General features: G+C 63.5%; 13 protein-coding genes. 4 read left to right on the top strand and 9 right to left on the bottom strand.

What is annotated here, in order from left to right; translation table 11 throughout:
• Positions 1–33: 33 nt before the first annotated feature.
• The 5 genes from M6G53_RS02760 to M6G53_RS02740 form a co-directional block, all read right to left on the bottom strand.
• A complete protein-coding gene (locus M6G53_RS02760) occupies positions 34–1,431 on the bottom strand; it encodes an amino acid permease (protein WP_253328722.1) in 1,398 nt (465 codons plus the stop codon).
• A gap of 20 nt (positions 1,432–1,451) precedes the next feature.
• Entirely contained in the window at positions 1,452–2,639 is a 1,188-nt protein-coding gene (locus tag M6G53_RS02755; protein WP_253328720.1) for an amino acid aminotransferase, read from the bottom strand.
• Between the two features lie 58 nt (positions 2,640–2,697).
• A complete protein-coding gene (locus M6G53_RS02750; protein WP_197657847.1) occupies positions 2,698–3,069 on the bottom strand; it encodes a RidA family protein in 372 nt (123 codons plus the stop codon).
• A gap of 1 nt (position 3,070) precedes the next feature.
• Complete coding sequence (locus tag M6G53_RS02745) at positions 3,071–3,868, bottom strand: alpha/beta hydrolase (RefSeq protein WP_253328718.1); 798 nt, start codon at positions 3,866–3,868, stop codon at positions 3,071–3,073.
• A 147-nt stretch (positions 3,869–4,015) separates the two neighbouring features.
• Positions 4,016–4,927 (bottom strand): LysR family transcriptional regulator, encoded by a 912-nt coding sequence (locus tag M6G53_RS02740; RefSeq protein WP_253328716.1) that lies wholly within the window; start codon positions 4,925–4,927, stop codon positions 4,016–4,018.
• 99 nt (positions 4,928–5,026) lie between these two features.
• Here M6G53_RS02740 and M6G53_RS02735 point away from each other — a divergent pair, with 99 nt between their 5' ends.
• Both M6G53_RS02735 and M6G53_RS02730 read left to right on the top strand, forming a co-directional pair.
• Positions 5,027–5,644, top strand: a complete 618-nt coding sequence (locus M6G53_RS02735) for a glutathione S-transferase family protein (protein WP_253328714.1) — start codon at positions 5,027–5,029, stop codon at positions 5,642–5,644.
• Between the two features lie 4 nt (positions 5,645–5,648).
• Positions 5,649–6,563, top strand: coding sequence for a pyridoxamine 5'-phosphate oxidase family protein (locus tag M6G53_RS02730; RefSeq protein WP_253328712.1), 915 nt, complete (start codon positions 5,649–5,651; stop codon positions 6,561–6,563).
• Positions 6,564–6,601: 38 nt separating this feature from the next.
• On the opposite strand, the gene M6G53_RS02725 is transcribed toward M6G53_RS02730, so the two are convergent.
• Positions 6,602–6,817, bottom strand: coding sequence for a glycogen synthesis protein (locus M6G53_RS02725; RefSeq protein ID WP_049201387.1), 216 nt, complete (start codon positions 6,815–6,817; stop codon positions 6,602–6,604).
• A gap of 215 nt (positions 6,818–7,032) precedes the next feature.
• On the opposite strand from M6G53_RS02725, the gene gabD reads away from it, so the two are divergent.
• The gene (gabD, locus tag M6G53_RS02720) at positions 7,033–8,508 is read left to right on the top strand and encodes an NADP-dependent succinate-semialdehyde dehydrogenase (protein WP_253328710.1); all 1,476 of its coding nucleotides are present in this window, start codon (positions 7,033–7,035) and stop codon (positions 8,506–8,508) included.
• A gap of 30 nt (positions 8,509–8,538) precedes the next feature.
• Here the strand turns inward: gabD and M6G53_RS02715 are convergent, their stop codons facing one another.
• Complete coding sequence (locus M6G53_RS02715) at positions 8,539–8,934, bottom strand: (R)-mandelonitrile lyase (protein ID WP_253328708.1); 396 nt, start codon at positions 8,932–8,934, stop codon at positions 8,539–8,541.
• 173 nt (positions 8,935–9,107) lie between these two features.
• Here M6G53_RS02715 and M6G53_RS02710 point away from each other — a divergent pair, with 173 nt between their 5' ends.
• A complete protein-coding gene (locus M6G53_RS02710) occupies positions 9,108–10,001 on the top strand; it encodes a LysR family transcriptional regulator (RefSeq protein ID WP_253328706.1) in 894 nt (297 codons plus the stop codon).
• Here the strand turns inward: M6G53_RS02710 and M6G53_RS02705 are convergent.
• The gene (locus M6G53_RS02705; protein ID WP_253328704.1) at positions 9,998–10,987 is read right to left on the bottom strand and encodes an aldo/keto reductase; all 990 of its coding nucleotides are present in this window, start codon (positions 10,985–10,987) and stop codon (positions 9,998–10,000) included. The genes M6G53_RS02710 and M6G53_RS02705 overlap by 4 nt on opposite strands.
• 129 nt (positions 10,988–11,116) lie before the next feature.
• Positions 11,117–21,133, bottom strand: a complete 10,017-nt coding sequence (locus M6G53_RS02700) for a non-ribosomal peptide synthetase (RefSeq protein ID WP_253328702.1) — start codon at positions 21,131–21,133, stop codon at positions 11,117–11,119.
• Positions 21,134–21,183 lie beyond the last annotated feature (50 nt).

Raw genomic sequence — 21,183 nt, 5'->3', positions numbered from 1 at the left:
CGGGGCTGAGAAACGCCTCAGCCCCTCCCCGCATTACTCCACTTCCGGCGCCTTGAGCGGCACGGGTGCAGGCGCGCGGCGGCTCTGGAAGCGGTAGGCCACCACCAGCAGCAAGGTAAACGGAATACCGAACCACAGCGTCATGCGGAAGAATTCGGTAAACGCCGTCGAGATCATCAGCGCCGCCATCAGCCCGGCACCCAGCAAGGTGGTATAGGGGAACCCCCACATACGGAACTTCAGGTGGGTCTGCCGGTGCCGGCGGCGGAAGAACAGGTGGGTGACAAAAATCATCAGCCAGGTAAAGCAGGCGCCATACACCGAAATAGACATCATGGCGGCGAACGAGGTTTCCGGCGCCACCAGACTCAGCACGATAGACACCACGATGCCGATGCACGACATCGCCAGCGCATTGACCGGAATGCCGCGCCGACTGACGCGCCCCAATGCTGCCGGCGCCTGCCCGGCACGCGACAGCGAGAACATCATGCGGGTGGTGATATACAGCTGGCTGTTCATCGCCGACAGCGCCGCCACCAGCACGATAAAGTTGAAAATACCGGCGGCGGCCGGCAGATGGATCACGTTCATCGCCATCAGGAACGGGCTTTCGCCGGTGCCGGACTGGCGCCAGGGCACAATGGCCAGCATCAGCGCGATCGACAGCATGTAGAAGATGAACAGCCGCACGATGGTGCCCTTGAACGCTGCCTTCACCGCTATCACCGGATTTTTCGCCTCGCCGGCGGCCACCGCGATCATTTCAATGCTCAGGTAGCTGAAAATGGAAACGATCACCGCAAACCACATGCCCTTGACGCCAAACGGCATAAAGCCGCCGGCGGTCAGGTTGCGCAGGCCGTAGGCCGGGTTGCCCGAAAACGCCAGAATGCCGATGCCGATCAGAATGAACGCCACGATCGCCGTCACTTTGACGGTGGACAGCGCGTATTCCACCTGGCCGAACGACTTTACGCCGATCACGTTGACGACGATCACCGCCGCCGAAAACAGCAGCACCCACGGCCAGGTCGGCGTAGCCGGGAACCAGAACTGCATGTACATGCCGATGGCGGTAACTTCGGTGCCCACCGCCAGCACCACGCAAGACCAGTAGGAATAACGCACCAGAAAGCCGAACAGCGGGCCGAGATAGAATTCGGCGTAGTCGCCGAACGAGCCGGGCGTCGGGTGTTCGGAGGTCATTTCTGCCAGGCTGCCCATCAACAGCAGCGCAATAACGCCGCCGATCAGGTAGCTCAGCAATACCGACGGCCCTGCCATCTGAATGGCGTAGGCGCTGCCGAGAAACAGCCCGGTGCCGATGGCGCCGCCGATCGCCAGCATCGACATCTGCCCGGCGGTAAGATGCTTGTTCAACCCGCCCTGACGGCGGGCGATCTGCTCAAAATCATTCATCTGTGGCATGGCTGGGCTCCCGAACGGAGTTAGGCGGTACGGGTGACGTCGAGAATGGCGGCAGTCACGTAGTCGATATTGCCGGGGTTGAGCCCCGGCAGGCACATGCGGCCGGGCGAAACCAGATAGATGGCGTAGCGCTGCCGCAGGGTCTGCAGCTGCGCTTCGTTCAGGCCGGTATAGCTGAACATGCCGCGCTGATCGCGTATGCGCCGGTGATCCAGCGAAGAGCCGCCCCGCGCCAGGCCGGCGGCCAGCTGCTCACGCATCTGCTTGATGCGCACGCGCATTTCCGCCAGCTCATTGCGCCAAAGCTCACCGAGTTCGGCGTCGCCGAGCAGGGTTTCCACGATCTGGCTGCCGTGCGTCGGCGGGCAGGAGTAGCTGCGGCGGATCAGCGTTTTTAACGCGCCTTTGACGTCGGCGGCATTTTCCGCATCGGCGCAGCGCACCGACAGCGCGCCCAGCCGCTGGCCGTACAGCGCCACGTTTTTGGAAAACGAGTTGCAGACCAAAAACGGCAGATCGGTTTTCAGCGCTGCGCGCAACGCCAAGCAGTCCTCCTCCAGCCCGTCGCCGAAGCCCTGATAGGCGATATCGAACAGCGGCAGCAGCTTACGTCGCTGCAGCACGGCGAGCGTGGCGCGCCACTGCTCCGCCGTCAGATCGGTGCCGGTCGGGTTATGGCAGCAAGGATGCAACAGGACTACGCTGCCGGGCGGCAGACTGTCCAGCGCGTCGAGCATGGCGGCGAAACGCAGGCCGCCCGCCGCTTCGTCAAAGTAGGGATAGGTATTCACCCGCAGCCCGGCGCCTTCAAATATCGCCCAGTGATTGGCCCAGGTGGGATCGGACACCCAAATGTCAGTGCGCGCCAGAAAGTGGCGCAAAAAATCCGCCGCCAACTTTAGCGCACCGGAGCCGCCGACGGTCTGCACCGTGGCGATCTCGGCCGTCTGTTGCTCGCCGAACAGCAGCGCCTGCACCTGGCGAGCGAACTGCGGCGAACCTTCGATCGGCGGATAACCGTGCGGGCGGCGCAGCGCCAGCAACCGCTGCTCGGCGGCCTCCACCGCCTGCATCAGCGGAATATTCCCCTGCCGGTCGTAATAGAGCCCAATGCCTAAATTCACCTTTTGCGGATTGGGATCCTGCAAATAGGCTTCCATCAGCGACATAATAGGATCGGCTGCTGAAGGTGCAATCTGTTTAAACATGACGCATCCTTAATTCGTTATTGAATTAATATGAAGACGGACTTAATGAGAAATTAAATCAGGCGATGGCGCTGACGGTAATTTCTATTTTCATTCCCGGCACCACCAGTTTTTCAACAATAACCGTGGAGCGATTGGGATAAGGATAATTAAAGTATTTCCGGTAAATATCATCGAGCAATTTAACGTCGTTGACGTCGGTGAGATAAACGATCACCTGCAACACCTTATCGCTGTGGCTGCCCGCCGCCTTCAGCGTCTGCGCCAGGTTATCGAAGGTTAACGTAATCTGTTGCTCCGGCGCGCCGGTCTCGATGCTGCCGTCCGCCCGCACCGGGCCATGGGCGGTAAACAGCATGCCGCCGCCCCGGGTAGCCCAGGAAAAAGGCTGGCCGATATCCGGCAGCCCGGTCTCTACGATCTCGCGCATATCAGTGGTTCCCGTGGTGATCAAGTTGGCGAAGCAGCGCGCCGTCGGCGGCGAACAACGCATCCAGGATGGTGAAATGATTGGCGCCGGGCACCGCGACCAGTTCGGCCGGCAACCCGCGCTGGCGCAGCGCCGCATGATAATGCTGTGACTGACCGATCAGCTCCGGCAGCTCCGCCGCGCCATAATACAGCGTGAGCGGCTTACTGCGCGCCGGCAGGTGGCGCGCCGGGCTGAGCGTTTCAATCTGCCGCGCGGTCAGCTGCAGCGCCCGATTGACATAGCTCTCTTGCAGCGGCGCCAGTTCGAACAGGCCGCTGATGGGAAAGACCGCCTCCACCAACGCATGCTGCTGCCAAAACGCCGCCAGATGCCCGCCGGCGGAATGGCCGCACAGATGCACCGGATGGGCATAGTGCGGCGGCAGACGGCGCTGAATTGCATCAAGCGCCGCCCCCACCTGGCGACAAATAGCGTCAAGATTAACCGCCGGCGCCAGCGCATATTCCACCAGCACCACGTCAAAACCCAACGCCAACGGCCCGGCGGCGATAAAGGCGAAATCCGCCTTATCGCAGAATTGCCAATAGCCGCCGTGAATAAAAATTAACGTCCCCTGGTGCTGCTTTGCAGAATAGAGCCAATCAATCGTCTCGCGTTCGCTTTCGCCATACGCAATATTCTTTTCATGTTTTGCCTGATGATAAATAGCCGCGCTACGGGTCTGGAATGAAGCCAAAATAACGTCTTCATTATCCACCGCAGCGCCGTTGTCATAGCTCCCCGCAAGTTGTTTCATATATTAAACTTCGTTTATTATTTAAGATATGAATTAACTATTAGCACCGACAACATTATTGTCAAGACGGGTCTATCAGCAATGCGCGCCCGGTAAAATAAAACAACGCCGGCAGCGAAAAAGTTTAACCCATGAAACTTTTTGCGCTTATTTTCCCCGCCCGTCCGGCTGAATTTGTGGCAATGCGCTGAGCCTTTCAAACGCATAATCCCAAAAGGCGCGCACCTTCAGCGGCATGCGCTGCGCCTGCTGCGCCACCAGCTGTACCGGCATCGGCAACGGCTCATGATCCGCCAGCAGCCGCACCAGCGTGCCGGCGGCCAGATCGTCCGCCACCTGATACGAGAGCAGCCGGGCGATGCCCTTGCCGGCGCGCACCGCCAGCAGCTGCGCTTCCACGTCGTTGAGCAACAGCCGGGGGGCCAAGCGCACCCGCTCGCCGTTTTCCAGCGGGCCGAAGCGCCATTCGCGCAGCGACGGCCGCTGGGTGCCGACGATGGTGGCATGCTCCGCCAGCTGCGCCGGTGAGCGCGGCTCGCCGCAGCGCGCCAGGTAAGCCGGGCTGGCGACCGTCACCCGGCTGACCTGCCCCAGCCGCCGCGCCACGCGCGAAGAGTCCTGCAGATGACCGATGCGTACCGCGATATCCAGCCCTTCGTCGATCAGATCGAGATTGCGATCGTTCAACACCATTTCGATCTGCATCTGCGGATAGTCATCGAGAAACGCCATCACCACCGGCGCCACGTATCGGCGGCCGAACTGCACCGGCGAGGTGACGCGCAGCAAGCCGCTCAGCTGCGCTTCAGCGGTATCCTGCACCACCGCCTGATAATCCTGCAGCAGCTGTTGCGCGCGCTCCAGCAGCCGCACGCCCGCCTCGGTAGGTGCCAGCCGCCGGGTGGTGCGTTCCACCAGCCGGGTGCCGAACCGCTGTTCCAGCGCGGCGATCGCCCGGGTGATCGCCGGCGCCGAACGCCGCAGTTTGCGCCCGGCGGCCGCCAGGCTGCCCTGCTGCACCACCGCCACAAAGATGGCCAACTCGTCTAACCGATCCATAGACTCTTCCGATAAGTGAAATTATCAATTTCCACATTGCCGGATTCCGCTCATTCACCGCAAGAGTATGCTGAAAAAAAAGCACTGAGGAGAAACGCCATGTCCACCATTACCCTCTACGGCACCCCGCTTTCCGGCCACGTTCACCGCGTGGCGTTGCTGCTGCGCATGCTGGCGCTGCCCTATGAATGGGTAGAAGCCTCGGCGGACGTGCGGCAGAGCGCGGCCTTTCGCCGGCTCAACCCGTTCGGCCAGATCCCGGTCTTGCAGGACGGCGATCTGACGCTGGCCGACAGCAACGCCATTCTGGTCTATCTGGCGAAACGCTATGCGCCGGACAGCCACTGGCTGCCGGAACAGCCGGCGGCGGCGGCGCGGGTGCAGGCCTGGCTTTCCAAAGCCGCCGGCGAAGTCCGCTACGGCCCGGCGGCCTGCCGATTAATCACCCAGTTCGCCGTGCCGGAGGATTATCAGACGGCGCGGGCAATCAGCGATCGTTTTCTGCCGCAGATGGAGCAACACCTGAGCGAGCGCGGCTATCTGGCCGGCGAACAGGCGACCATCGCCGATCTGGCCTGCTACAGCTATGTGGCGGTCGCGGCCGAAGGCGGCATTTCGCTGGCGCCTTACCCCGCCATACGGCGCTGGGTGGCGAACATCGCGGCGCTTCCCGGCTTCTTCGCCATGCCGGCCCTGCCGGAACCGGCGGCGAGCTGACGCCGTGAACACGCAACGGTTCCACCCCGATGAGCTGCGCGCGCAGACGCTGGCCGGTTTCGATCGCGTGGGCGGCGGCATCTACCCCGCGATGCCGGATCAGCACCGCGCGTTTTTCGCCGCGCTGCCCTACCTGTTCGTCGCCACGCTGGACGACCAGGGCTGGCCTATCGCCACTCTGTTCAGCGGCCTGCCCGGATTTTTACGCACGCCGGATGACACGCACCTGCGCATCAGCGCGCCGCGCCGCAGCGACGATCCCGCCCAGGCGCTGTTGCTGCCCGGCAAACCGGTCGGCGCGCTCGGGCTCGACTTCAGCAACCGGCGGCGCAACCGCGCCAACGGCACCGTCGGCCGCACCGACAAAAACCGGGTGGAGATCGTCGTTCACCAAAGCTTCGGCAACTGCCCGCAGTACATTCAGCGCCGCGAACTCTACCCGGTGGAGAGCCGGCCACAGCCGGTTGAGCATTTAGCATCGCTCGATGCGGCGGCGCAGGCGCTGATCCGCACCGCGGACACCAGCTTCGTCGCCAGCAGCGCGCACCTGGCACTGGCGCAGGGCGGCGTCGATATTTCTCATCGCGGCGGGCGCCCCGGCTTTATCCATCTGGAAGGTGACACGCTGTGGATGCCGGACTTTCGCGGCAACCGCTATATGAATACGCTGGGCAACCTGCTGGCCGAACCGCGGGCGGCGCTGCTGTTCATCGATTTCGATCGCGGTGACGTGCTGCATCTGCAAGGACAAACGCAGATCCTGTGGCAGGCGCAAGGGCATCCCGGTGTTGAAGGGGCGGAACGCTATTGGCGGTTTGACGTTCGCCGCGCCTGGCGCTTTGCGGCGGCGTTGCCGTGGCGGGGGCGTAATCTGGAATATTCGCCGGCGACGCTGGCGACCGGGGTGTGGCACCGCTGAAATGAAAAGCCCCGCTGAGACGGGGCTGAATCGGGAGATTACAGGCTGTGTTCGGCCGCCGCTGCGGCCTGATAAAGCTGACGAAAATAACTCAACCGCGCAAAGAACAGGCGGCTTTGCTGTTCCGACATATTGCCGGCCACCTGCCCGGCGTCAATCTGCCGCCCTTGCCATTCCATCAGGGCGATGCTCGACGCCAAAAAATCCATTTCGCTGCCGTAGGCCGCGAGATGTCTGTCCACTGATTTCATCATTCGCACACTCCTTTCTTTTAATCACATCGAAAAGGGTCATATGCCTGCTCTTTCAGTATCGGCCCGATGACGGATATTTTTTGTACAGAAGGTGCGCATGGAGAAAACGCTCATCTTGTCGCCACGGTGGCAAACGGCGGCGGCAAAGTTTGCTAGGGTAAAGGGTAGCCGTATGGGATAGACCATTCTGTTGAACTCAGCAAAGGAAGAGACCAATGAGCACCAGCATCAGCGCTACCCTCAAGGATCCCACGCTGTTCCGCGAGGCCAATTACATCGACGGGCAATGGTTGCCGGCCAAAACAGGCCACACGATCGCCATTCATAACCCCGCCAACGGCGAGTTGGTTGGCCATGTGCCGGCCTTCGGCGCCGAGGAAACCGCACGCGCCATCGCCGCCGCCAAGAAGGCGCTGCCCGCCTGGCGTGCGCTGACCGCCAAAGAGCGCGCCGGCAAGCTGCGGCGGCTGTTTGAGCTGATGATGGAAAATCAGGAGGATCTGGCACGCATCATGACGGCGGAACAGGGCAAGCCGCTGGCCGAAAGCCGAGGTGAAATCGCCTATGCCGCCTCCTTTATCGAATGGTTCGCCGAGGAAGGTAAGCGGGTCTACGGCGACACTATTCCGCAGCCCCAGGCGGGCCGCCGCATCATCGTGCAGAAAGAGCCGATCGGCGTGTTCGCCGCCATCACCCCGTGGAACTTCCCGGCGGCGATGATCACCCGCAAAGCCGGCCCCGGCTGGGCGGCGGGCTGCACCGGGGTGATCCGCCCCGCCAGCCAGACCCCGTTCTCGGCGCTGGCGATCGCCGTGCTGGCGGAGCGCGCCGGGCTGCCCGCCGGGGTGTGCAACGTGATCACCGGCCCCAGCAAAGGCATCGGCGGCGAACTCACCGCCAATCCGGATGTGCGTAAACTCTCCTTCACCGGCAGCACCGAAGTCGGCGCGCAGCTGCTGGCCCAGTGTGCGCCCACCATCAAGAAAACCAGCATGGAGCTGGGCGGCAACGCGCCGTTTATCGTATTCGACGATGCCGATCTGGACGCCGCCGTGGCCGGCGCGGTCGCCTCGAAATACCGCAACGCCGGCCAGACCTGCGTCTGCACCAACCGTTTTCTGGTGCAGGACGGCGTGTACGACGCCTTCGCCGCCAAACTGAAAGCCGCCGTCGCCAGGCTGAAAGTCGGCAACGGCATGGACGATGGCGTCACCATCGGCCCGTTGATTAACCCGGACGCGGTGGAAAAAGTGCGCGAGCATATCGCCGACGCCGTCGAGCACGGCGCATCGGTGCTGCTGGGCGGCCAGCCTGACGCGCTGGGCGGCAATTTCTTCACCCCGACTATCCTGACCGATGTGCCGCGCACGGCGAAAATCTTCCGCGAGGAGACGTTCGGCCCGGTGGCGCCCCTGATCCGCTTCAACCAGGAAGCGGAAGCCATCGAACTGGCCAACGACACGCCGTTCGGCCTGGCCGCTTACTTCTACAGCCGCGACATCGGCCGGGTAATGCGCGTGGCCGAAGCGTTGGAGTACGGCATCGTCGGCATCAACGAAGGGCTGATCTCCACCGAGGTGGCGCCGTTCGGCGGCATGAAGCACTCCGGGTTGGGCCGCGAAGGCTCAAAATACGGCATCGAGGACTATCTCGAGATCAAGTACCTGTGCCTCGGGGGCCTGGGCGCCTGATGCCAGCAGAGCCACCAGGCCTGAGCAGCCTTATTGCCGATACTCCGCCTCGCTGACCGGCTCCAGCCAGGTTACCGGGCTACCGTCCACGGCTTCGGCGATGGCGATATGGCTCATGGCGGTGTCCGGCGTCGCGCCGTGCCAGTGTTTGACGCCTGCCGGGATCCAGACGATATCGCCGGGGTGCATTTCCTGCGTGGTCTCGCCCCACACCTGGATCCAGCCGCGCCCCTGGGTGACGATCAGCGTCTGGCCGAGCGGATGGGTATGCCAGGCGGTGCGGGCGCCGGGTTCGAAGGTGACGGTCGCACCGCCCACCCTGGCCGGCGCGTCACCGGCGAACGGCGCATCGATGCGCACCTGCCCGGTGAAGTAATCCGCCGGACCGCGCTGTGAAGGGATCGAACCGCTGCGTTGTATTTTCATCTGTAGTGTCCTCCGCGCCGGCTCTCACAGCCGGCGCTGATAGTCGTGAGTCAGTGATGCCAAGATAGCGCCCTGTTTTTCCGCCGACTAGCGGGTAAAATACGCAAGGAGCTATGAGCTCAATTCATTAATCTGTGCGCGGCAGCGCCCTAACTTTGTTCTCCGGTGCCGGTATGTTGAAAGAAAACGTTAACGATCTGATCGCCTTCCTGATGGTGGCCAGGGAGCGCAGCTTCACCAAAGCCGCGGCGCAGCTTGGAGTTTCCCAATCGGCGCTCAGCCATGCTATCCGCGGGCTGGAAGAGCGGCTGGCGCTGCGCTTGCTCACGCGCACCACCCGTAGCGTCGCTCCCACCGAAGCCGGCGAGCGGCTGCTCAACAGCATTGGCCCGCACTTTGCGGAGATAGAAAACGAGCTGAACGCGCTGGGTGAAATGCGCGATCGCCCCGCCGGCAACATCCGCATCACCGCCGGGGAACACGCGGTGGATGCGGTACTGTGGCCGGTGCTGCGCACGTTTCTCGTCGATTACCCGGACATCAACGTGGAAATCACCGTCGACAACAGCCTGACCGACATCGTCGCCGGGCGTTTTGACGCCGGCATCCGGCTGGGGGAACAGGTGGCGAAGGACATGGTCGCGGTGCGCATCGGGCCGGACATGCGCATGGTGCCCGTCGCTTCGCCCGCCTATTTCGCCCGTTACGGCCACCCCGCCACGCCGCAAGCGCTGCAAAATCATCGTTGCATCAACATGCGTCTGCCCACCCTCGGCGGGCTGTATGCCTGGGAGTTCGCTCGCGATGGCCGAGAGCTCAAAGTACGGGTGGAGGGGCAGCTGACCTTCAACAGCCTGCGCCAGCGCATCGATGCCGCCCAGCTCGGCCTCGGTATCGCCTTCGTGCCGGAAGACACCGTCGCCGAGCCGCTGGCCGACGGGCGGCTGCAGATGGCGCTGGACGACTGGTGCCCGCCGTTTCCCGGCTATTACCTCTATTATCCGAGCCGCAGGCAGCACACTGCCGCCTTTGCGCTACTGATCGACGCGTTGCGCCGCCGGGCTTAACGCCCGACGTTTTGCTGCAAATGCGCCGGATAGCGATCGCCGGTGACTTCGATGGCGGAGAGCGCACGCTCGATTTCGCCCCGCTCGTCCGCCGCCAGCACCACCGCCGCCGCCGCCAGATTTTCTTCCAGCCGGTGGCGCTTGGTGGTTCCCGGGATCGGCACGATCCACGGCTGCTGCGCCAGCAGCCAGGCCAGAGCGATCTGCGCCGGCGTCACGCCCTTGCGCTGCGCTATCTGCCCCAGCACATCCACCAGCGCCTGATTGGCCCGGCGCGCCTCGGCGCTGAAGCGTGGCACCACGTTGCGAAAATCGCCGCTGTCGAAGGCGGTGTTCTCGGTAATGGCGCCGGTGAGAAAGCCCTTGCCGAGCGGGCTGAACGGCACCAGGCCGATGCCCAGCTCTGCCAGCGTCGGCAATATTTCACGCTCCGGCTCGCGCCACCACAGCGAATATTCGCTTTGCAGCGCCGAGACCGGCTGCACCGCGTGAGCTCGCCGAATGGTTTGCGCACCGGCTTCCGACAGGCCGAAATACTTCACTTTGCCTTCACGGATCAGTTGCTGCACCGTGCCGGCCACCTCCTCGATAGGCACCTCGGGATCGACGCGGTGTTGATACAGCAGGTCGATAGTCTCTACCCGCAGGCGCTGCAGCGAACCTTCCACCGCCCGGCGAATGTGCTCCGGACGGCTGTTCAACACCTGCTGCCCCGCCGGCTGCGGCAGATCGAAACCGAACTTGGTGGCGATAACGACCCGATCGCGCACCGGCGCCAGCGCTTCCCCCAGCAGTTCCTCGTTCGTGAACGGGCCATAGATCTCGGCGGTATCGAAAAAGGTCACGCCCGCATCCACCGCAGCGCGGATCAGATCGATCGCCTGCCGCTTGTCGGTAGCCGGGCCATAGCCAAAACTCAACCCCATGCAGCCTAACCCCAACGCCGACACTTCTAACCCTTCACGGCCCAATTTGCGTGTTTGCATCGTCATTCTCCCGCTGATTGATACCGGCCCGCCTGATGCAGAGCCGGTCTGGTGCAATGACTGTAAAAGACGAATGCCGCGCTGACTATGGGGCAAAATACGCTTGGGCTTATGAGCCAGGCTCATGAATCAAATGTCATCGTTGAGCGCTTGCCCGATCTCCTCCTCACACAGCAGGATGTTATGGTGGTGACAGGCCAGCGGGATGACCTGCAGCCGATCGCAGGCGGCACCAAGCCCATTATCTTCCACCGCCAGCAGCGGCGCCGTGACCGCTTCCGGCAACTGCGGGTTACCCTCCGTCGCCTTGAACAACGTCACCTTCGTGGTTTGCAGCCTGCGGCTCAGTTTCCCCTCAGACAGCCGTCGTTCCGCCTGCCCTGCGGCCATGGCGCGTCTTGCCGCCTCGCCCTCGATGCCGAGCGCCGGCAACAGCTGCTCCAAAGGCAACTCCGCCGTGGCCTGCCGGTAGAAACTGTCCAGCAGATACAGCTGCACGTTACGGCAGCCGCGCGCCTCCAGGCGGGCGGCAATCTCCAGCGCGATGATGCCCCCCAGCGACCAACCGAGCATGCGCACCGGCCCGGCGTCTTGCAGCAGGCCGGCGGCGATCATGTCGTTCAGATACCGTTCGGCCAGATCGCCGAGCGAGTCGATCGCCGGTTGATGGTAAAGGTTATGGTTATCGACGCCATAGCAGTTGAATCGCCCCCGCAACGGCTGAGCGAAAGCGTGAAACGCCTCCGCTCCCACCAGCGCCGGGTGGATCATCCATACAACGGGCGCCCCCTCTGTCCAAGGGGTAAGCGGCAAGACCAGGCGGCGTCCGTTGGCGGCCAGCAGGTTTTTCAGGGTGCGGCTTTGCAACAGCTGCACCACCGGCACCGGCGCGGCCATCAGTTCGCTCATGCCGACACACAGGGAAATCGCTTTGATCGAGGTGCCGCCCAGCAGGAAGAAATCGTCCGTCATGCCGACCGGCCCGCACTGCAGCGCCGCCTGCCACAGCGCGCACAGCCGCTGTTCCAGCTCGTTCGCGGGAGCGACATAGGCCTGCGGTTCGCTCGCCGCCGGCGCAGGCAACGCCTTGCGATCCAGTTTGCCGCTGGAGTTGTACGGCAGTGCTTCCAGCCGCATCAGCGCCGCAGGCAGCATGTACAACGGTAATTGCCCGCTCATAAAGGCCAGCAGCGCCGATTCATCCAACGGTGCTTCGCTGACGTAATACAGCGCCAGCCGCTGCCGATGCGCCTCCGACAGCACGACGGCGCAGCAGGATTTGATCGCGCCGAACGCCAGCGCACACTGCTCGACCTCCCCTAGCTCAACGCGATAGCCATTGATTTTCACCTGAAAATCCATACGGCCGAGGAACTCCAGATTGCCGTCCGGCAAATAGCGGCCGGCATCGCCGGTGCGATAAAGCCGCTCCCCCAGCGCCGGATGGTAGATGAATTTCTCATCGGTCAGCGACGGATTGCGGTAATAGCCGCGCGCCACGCCGGCCCCACCGATGTATTGCTCTCCCGGCAAGCAGGGCGGCAGCACGCGCTGATGGCGATCCAGCACGTAAAAGCGCTGATGCGCCATCGCCTGGCCGTAAGGCACGCTGGGGGCCTGAATCGGCGTTTCCGGGATGTCGTACAGGATCGACCAAATGGAGCTCTCGGTCGCGCCCCCGGCGCTGACGATCCGGCACCCTGGCCGCCATTGGCGAATGCGCGCCGGCAGTTGGCGGGAGATCACCTCGCCCACCAGCACCACATTGCGCAGCTGCGGCCACTGCGCCTGCAACGCGGCGGACTCCAACTGCTCCACCAGCAGCGTCATCACCGAAGGTGCGGAGTTCCAGAAGGTTACGCCCTGGGTCATCAACAGCCGATGCCAGGCCTCAGGCTGGTAGCGTTCGGTTTCGGACGGCATCACGATGGCGCCCCCCACCGACAGCAGGCCGAAAATATCGAACACCGAAATGTCGAAACTCAACGCGCTGAGCGCCAACCCGCGATCGTCCGCGCCGAGTTCCAGCTGGTGCAACGTATCGATGATGCTGTTCACCGCGCCGCGATGTTCTATCGCCACCCCCTTCGGCGCGCCGGTAGAGCCGGAGGTGAAGATCACATAAGCCAGCGCGGAAGGTGCCGGCAAAACAGCCTCGCCCGGCGGAGCCGGCGGTAACGCCATGACGGCCCCCTGCGGATCGATCGTCAACAGCCTGGCCTCGCCGCTGGCCCCCCACTCCCGGCTGCTCAGAATCACCCGGGTCTGCGACTGCGCGACGATATCCAGGCGGCGGCGTTCCGGCCAGGCGCCGTCCAGCGGCAAATAGGCCTTGCCGGCCATCAGGATCGCCAGCACCGCAATGATTTGCGCCCGCCCTTTGTCCACCATCACCGCGATGGTCTCGGCGCGCATGTCCGCGTGCTCACGCAGCTGCAACGACAGCGTCAGCGCCCGCCGATACAGCTCACCGTAGCTCAGCTCGCCCCATTCATCGACGATCGCCACCCGCTGCGGATCGCGCTCAGCCTGACGGATGAAGTCATGATGGATGGCGCGTTCGAAATCGTAGGCCGGCGGACAGGATTGATGAAAGGCGCGCTGCCGCGCCATTTCACTCTCCGAGATCAGCGCCAACTGGCTGACGCGCTGCTCCCCGTGATTGACGATCTGCGTGAGGATCGTCAGATAATACTCCCCCAGCAGCGCCAGCGTAGCCGGTGCAAACATCGCGGTGGCATAGTTGAAGATCGCCCGCCCGCCCTGCGGCGCCGACTGGATGCTCAGCGTCAAATCGAATTTGGCCGCCTGGTAGTGCGCCAGCAGATCCTGCGGCGCCAGCCAGGCCGGCGCGGCCCCCACCTCCTCCAGCGCGAACAGCGCCTGGAACAGCGGATGGCGCGACAGATCGCGCGGCACCTGCAGCAGCTCGATCAGCTGATCCAACGGCAAATTCTGATGCCGCTGCGCCTGCAGCACGCCGTCAAAGACGCGATGCACATAATCGTTCAACGACGCCGCATCGTCTATTTGCGAGCGTAGCGGCAGCGTATTGACGAAGAATCCGATCGCTGAGCGGGTCTCTGCCACCGGCCGGTTGGCGACCGGCGTACCGACCAGAATATCTTGCTGGCCGCTGAAGTAACCGAGCAGCAAATTAAAGGCCGCAAGATACAGCGCAAACGGCGTGACGCCCTGCCGCCGGGCGAACTGCGCCGCCTGCGCCACCAGCGCCTCCGGCAGCGCGATGACGTGGTTGGCGCCACGATGGTCGAAGCGAGCCGGCCGCACGAAATCAAGCGGCATTTCCAGCGCCTGCCACCCCGCCAGGGCATGACGCCAATACGCTTTCGCCTCATCCGCCTGAGCGGAATCCAGCCAGCGCCGCTGCCAGACGGCATAGTCGCCATAATGCAACGGCAACGCCGCCAGCCCGGCCTCTCGCCCCTGCCGCTGCGCCTGATACAGCACGTCCAGCTCCTGCAACAGCACCGGCTGCGACCAGCCGTCAAACGCCAGGTGATGCACCAGAATCAGGCTGTAATTCACCCACCCGCCATCCGGCTGCGCAACCCGATAAACGGCCGCCCTGATCGGCAATTCCGCCCCCAGCGCGAACGGCCGGTCGATATCCTGCCGCAGCCTGTCCGGCCAGTGCGCCGCCTCCAGCGTCACGCGCTCCAGCGAAAGCGTCAGTTCACAGGCGCGGGCGATGGCGCTTTGGGAGGGCATCTGAACAATCAGGCTGTGTAAAACCTGATGCCGGGCGACGACCGCCTGCAAACTGCGCTCGTAAGCCGCCAGACACACCTCGTCGCCGAGACGGAACAGCATCGGCACATGGTAAAGATTGCCACCGCCGTTCAGATTCTCGATAAACCACAGCTGCAGCTGTGAAGAAGAGAGCGGATACTCGCGTTGCCGCAGCGGCGGGATCGACACCGGCGCGGTGCCCTGCTCCTGTTGCTGCAATGCACGACACAGCGAACGGATCGTCGGGAACCGCCCCAGCTCGCTCAGCGTTACCTCACGCGCGAGCCGCCGGCCGATCTGATAACAGGCCTGAATAGCCAGAAGAGAGTTGCCCCCCAGCGAGAAGAAGTTGTCCTCCACGCCGATATCCTGCCGCTGCAGCAAATCGCGCCACACCGCCAGACAGGCGTTCTCCCATTCGCCCTGCGCCGCGACGAACTCACGCGCCGCCCTTTCCGGCTGCGGCAAGGCCTGCCGCGCTATCTTGCCGTTTTCGGTCAGCGGCAGCTGCGCCAGCTGCATCAGCGCCTGCGGCACCATGTACGGAGGCAGTTGGCTGCTCAAGTGCTGAGCCAGCGCCTGGGGGGCGATCGTCTCATCGGCAACGTAGTACGCGGCCAGGCAGGGCTGCGGTTGCGTGACGAGCACGCAGCAACAGGCGGTCACGCCCGGATAGGCGAGCACCGCATGTTCTATCTCCCCCAGTTCGATGCGATAGCCGTTCAGCTTGATCTGCTGATCGAGGCGCCCCATGAACTCCACGTTGCCATCCTCCAGCCATCGGCCCGCGTCGCCGGTGCGGTACACCCGCTCCTGCAGCTCGTCATGCCAGAAGAAACTCTCGGCGGTGCGTTGCGGATCGCCGTAATACCCGCGCGCCAGCCCCTCACCCGCCAGATAGATCTCCCCTCGCACCCCCGGCGCGGCGGGCCGTCCCCCGGCGTCCAGGATATAGCAACGCTGGTGCGGCAACGGTTTGCCGTAAGGAATGCTGACCGACCGAATGTTCTGACCGCGCGGGACCTCGTACAGCATGGTGAAGATCGCCGCCTCCGTAGCGCCGCCGGCGCTGCAAAAACGGCCGTGCGGCGCCCAGGCCAGGCAACGCTCCGGCAGCGAGGTGGCGATCCAGTCCCCTCCCACCATCACCGCACGCAGCGCCGGTGCGGGCCCTGCCGTTAACCCCGCGCCGTTCACATAATCCAGCAACAGCTCCATCAGCGCCGGTGCGCTCAGCCATTGCGTCACCCGATGAGCCATCATCAATTGATACCAGGCCTGCGGATTGTTCCTGTCCCGTTCGGCCGGCATCACGACCGCACCGCCGGCGCTCAGCGGGCTGAAAATGTCGAAGATCGCCAGATCGAAGCTCAACGCGCTGAGCGCCAGGCTGCGATCCCGCTCGTTGAGGCCGAAATACCGCCGCACACCTTCCAGCATATTCACCGCGCTGCGATGTTCGATCGCCACGCCTTTCGGTGTGCCGGTCGATCCTGAGGTGAAAATGATATAGGCCAGGCTGTCAGGCCCGGCATCCAGCGCCGGCAGGCGCTGCTCCGGCAGCGGCAGCTGCGCCGCCAACCCTGCGGCATTCAGTTCGATCAGGTTGATCTCGGCGCAGGCCCAGGGTGCATCGCTGAGCAGCGTATTGATGCCGGCCTGCGCCATCACTTTCAGCCGCCGCTGCGGTGGCCATGCCGCCTCCATCGGCAAGAACGCCTTACCGCACATCAGCGCCGCCAGCAGGGCTACCGGCTGCCGGCGCCCTTTGTCGGCGATGACGGCGATGGCGTCGCCGGTCATCCGTCCTTGCACGCGCAGCTGAGTGGCCAGCGTCAGCGCCGCCTCGTGCAGCTCGCCGTAAGTCATCGCCCCCTGCTCGTCGACAACCGCCACGGCCTGCGGATTGCGTCGCGCATGCTGTACGAAATCCTGTTGCAGGCTGCGCTCAAACGCATAGCCGAAAGCAGGCGCCGTTGGCAGCGCCTGGCTTTGCGGTTGCAGACGGATATTTTCCAGCGGCCAGTCGTCGTGGCAGGCCATCTGCTGCAATACGGCGAGATAGTAGCCGGCCAGCCGATCCATCGATGCTTTGCTGAACAGCGCCGAAGCGAAGTTGAAGCGCGCGCACATCTGCTCCCCCTGTGGCGTCAGCGTGAGCGTGAGATCAAACTTGGCGGTGCGCTCATAAGCGCTCAGATCGATCACCGACAGCCAATCCGGGCGCGCCTGTGCGCCCCCCTCGCTCTCCAGCGCGAACATGACCTGGAACAGCGGGTGGCGCGAAAAATCGCGCGGCAGCGCCAGGTCGTCCACCAGCGCTTCCAGCGACAGCGTCTGATGCTGCTGCGCCTGCAGCGTCGTGGCCGCAACCTGCCGCACAAACTCGGCGACGCGATGACGCGGATCGAGCTGCCGGCGTAAAGGCAGCGTATTGACGAAGAACCCAATCAAGTCCTCCAGCTCAGGGCGATTACGGTTCGCCAGCGGCGTGCCGACCATGACATCGTTCTGCCCGCTGTAGCGGGACAGCAGCAGCATGAACCCCGCCAGCATCACCGCATGCAGCGTCACCCCCTCTCTGCGCGCCAGCGCATCCAGCGCCTTCACCAGCGCCGCCGGCAACGGCACTTCGCTGTTGTCGCCGCGCTCGTCGAACACCGCCGGCCGCAAAAAGTCCAACGGCAGATCGAGTTGTTGGCAACCTGCCAGCGCTTGCCGCCAAAAGGCCAATTCGTCCGCCCGGCGCTGCACATTTTCCGGCGCTTGTTGCCAGCACGCATAGTCGAGGTATTGCAACGCCGGCTCCGTCGGCGCGCGCCACTCTCCCCGATAGCGCGCGTCCAGTTCCTGCAACAGCACCTCAAGCGACCAGCCGTCAAAGACGATGTGATGGAACACCAACAGGCAAACGGTCGTTTCCCGATCCGCCGCATCGCGGTAACGGTAGCGCGTGGCGCACAGCGGCAGCTCGCGCGTCAAATCCATCGGCTGGCTGCAGGCTTGCGTCAGCGCAGCGTCAAATTCATCGGCGCTCAGCGTCAGCAAAGGTACCGGCAGCACGGTGTCGCTGACCCACTGACTGGCTTCGCCCCGATCATTCTGGCGGATCAGACTACGCAAGATCTGGTGGCGCTCGACGATCGCCTGCAGACACGCCGCAAAGCGTTCGTCATCGATTTCCGGCGACAGCCGCAGCAGCACCGGCGACAGATAATGCGTGGCATTCACCGACAGTTGCTGAACAAACCACAACCGCGACTGCTGAAGCGATAGCGGCGCCTCCCGCAGCCCGCCGGGGAGGATGGGCAGCTCATCCGGCGGCGCCTGCCGTTGGCCGGCGATGTGCTCGCTCAACGCGGCCACCGTCGGATGCTGATTCAACGTCAGCACCGAGATCTTTGCCCCCGGCAGTTTATTCACTTCGTGGCACAGCCTGATGGCCATAATGGAGTTGCCGCCGAGGCGGAAGAAGTTGTCGTCCACGCCGACATTGCCACCCAGCAGCCGATGGAACAGCGCCGACAGGTGAGTCTCCAGCGGCGTGCCCGGCCGGCGAAACGCCGTTTGCGGTTCGACCGGCAGCGGTTCCGGCAATGCCCGGTAATCGACCTTGCGGCTTACCGTCAGCGGCAGCGCCGCCAGCGCCCGCATCGCCGACGGCAACATGTAGTGCGGCAGCTGCGCCGCCAGGCGTTGCAAGATGTCGCCGGCCTCCGGCTCCGCGCCAGCTTGCGGTACATACCAGGCCGCCAGTTGATCCGTCGTGCCGGGACGCAGAGTCACTACCGCCTCGGCCACCTCAGGCAGCGCGCGCAGCTGCATTTCTATTTCGCCCAATTCGATGCGATAGCCGTTGATCTTGATTTGCTGATCGTGCCGCCCGAGATACTCCAGACCGCCGTCGGCCAGGCGCCGCACCCTGTCGCCGGTGCGGTACAAACGCCGGTACGGTTCACGCAGTTCAAAAGGGTTGGCAACGAACGTGGACGCCGTCAGCGCCGGCAGGTTCAGGTATCCCCGCGCCAACCCCACGCCGGCCAGGCACAGCTCGCCCTCCACGCCCAATGGCAGTAAATTATCTTTCTCGTCAACAACATAACAATGCATATTGACGATGGCATGGCCGATATTGCGCGCGCCGTTGCGGCGATAGATATTCAGGCTGGCGCTGACCGAGGCCTCGGTCGGGCCATACATATTCGCGACCTGCATGCCGCAGGCCAGGTAATGGTCGAGCGCCCCTTGCGCGGTCGCCTCACCGCCGGTCGCGAGATAGCGCACCGAAGCCGGAAGTTCAGGCAAGGTGCCAAGCAGCGCCGGCGGCAGGAAGCAGGCCTCGATGCCCCAGGCCGCCATCTGTTCGCACAACAACACCGGATCCCGCCGCTGCGCTTCGCTCGCGATGAACAACCGGTGACCGTTGTCCAGGGCCACGAACACTTCGAAGACGTGCGCGTCAAACGCCAACGACGCAAACTGCAGGCAGTTGAGCGCATCCGGCTCATTGCGCAACAAACGCTGCGTATGGCCCCGCACCATATTGGCGGCGCCCCGGTGTTCGCACAACGTGCCTTTCGGCCGCCCGGTAGTGCCGGAAGTGTAAATCACGTAGGCCAACTGCCGGGCATCCACACTCGGCAAGGCTGCGGCATCCGCGTCGACGAGCGGTTCATCCGCCGACAGGCAAAGACCGTCCGGCGCCAATCGCTGCGCCGCCGCCTGCAATGCCTTTTCGGTCAAGACGATCGGGCTGTTCACCTCTTGCAGGATATAATCCAGCCGCTGCGCCGGCGCGGCAGGATCCAGCGGCACATAGGCACCGCCGGCCTTCATGATGGCCAGCATCGCCACCACCGCCTCCGCGCTGCGCTGCAAATACAGCGGGATCAACGTCTCCGGCGGCATATCCACACCGCGCAGCCGTTGATATTCCGCCCGCAGCCACAGCGCCAGGCGATCGCTGCGCTGCGCCAGTTGGCGGTAACTGAGCGAACCTTTGGCGTCGGTCAGGGCGATGCGCTCCGGGTGGCGGCGCACCTGTCTGGCCAGGCCCTCGAGCAGCGTCGCTTCCGCGTCGGCCGTTGCAGGCCCGCTCTCCCAGGCGTCGCGGCAGCGTAAAACCTGTTGCGCCGTCAGCTGCGGCCAAGCGGCAATCGGCGCGTCCGGTTCGGTTAACGTGCGCTGCAACAGCCAGAGATACTGCTCCGCCATCTCCGTCATCTGGGTCGCGTCGAACAAATCGGGGCGGTAACGCAGGCGAAACTCAAAGGCCTGCTCGGTAGGCTGATACTCCAGCAGCAGCTCCGAACCGGCCAGATCGACGTTGAAGCGATGATTGACGCCGATGCGACAACCGTCGAGCGCCAGCGGCGCATCTTTCAGGTAAGCCTGGGTAAAATTGACGTTCAGCTGGCGCACCGGGCTGAGGCTCAGCATGTCATAAACCGGTAACTGGCTGTGCCGCAGCTTGCCTGCCGCCCTGAGCGCTTTGCTGTAGGCCAGCGTCGCGCGGTACAGCTGATTGAACGTAGCCTCCGGGGCAAGGGTCAAGGGGAACACGGCGGTATTGACCTGTGCGCCGAAGAACAGCGCCTTGCCGCCCTCCGGCGCGACGGGATACCCGATATGCACCGTTTCCTGCGCGGATTGGCGGGCGATCAGCAACGCCCACAGCGTTTTGAATATCAGGAAAGGATTGGCATACCTGACGCCGGATTTCAGCGCTTGCCACTCGGCGAACGGTAACCTAAAGCGCACTTCACCGGCGCCGGACGCTTCGGGGGTTGCGCCGGGGAGATAAGGCAACGCCACGCGCGGAGCGCATTCAGCCAGCAGTTCACCCCAGAATGACGCTGAACCGAACTCGTGCTTCAACCTCGCGATATCCGCCTCATAGCGCCGGTACAATGTGCAGATGTCCGCTTCATCCGCCTGCGGCGGCGTCATCGCCGCGCCGCGATTGTAATAGTCGGAAACGGCGCTGTAGAACTCATGCCCCGACAGGCCGTCGATCAGGATGTGATGAACGACGATGATCAGGTTATAGCGTTGAGGGGCCAGCTCAATCAGGTAGAAGCGGCACAGCGGCCCTTCCCGCAGATCGAACGGCGTGTTGATTAGCTTACCGACATCGCAATCGGCATCGAGCGTTTCCAACGCAATTTTTTTCGCCGTCTTTACCCAGCGCAGTGGCGAGGAACTGTCATCCAAAACGTGGTGAAACAGAATATAATCCCGGCAAACCCCGTCGATCGCCGCGCGCAATCGGTCGACGTCCAACTCGCCCTCAATCGTCTGATCCAACACCAGGTTGTACTCGCAGGAGTGTGGATTGAGCACGTACTCATTCCAAAACGTGTGGGTATAGGGTGAAGCGATGAGCACGTTCATAAATCAATTCCCTTTTAATATCATTCCCAAAATAAATAAGCCGACATTTA

The organism is Serratia nevei (assembly GCF_024160145.1).
In the GTDB taxonomy this organism is placed as follows: Bacteria; Pseudomonadota; Gammaproteobacteria; order Enterobacterales; family Enterobacteriaceae; genus Serratia; species Serratia nevei_A.
This window is presented reverse-complemented; position numbering and strand designations above follow the sequence as displayed.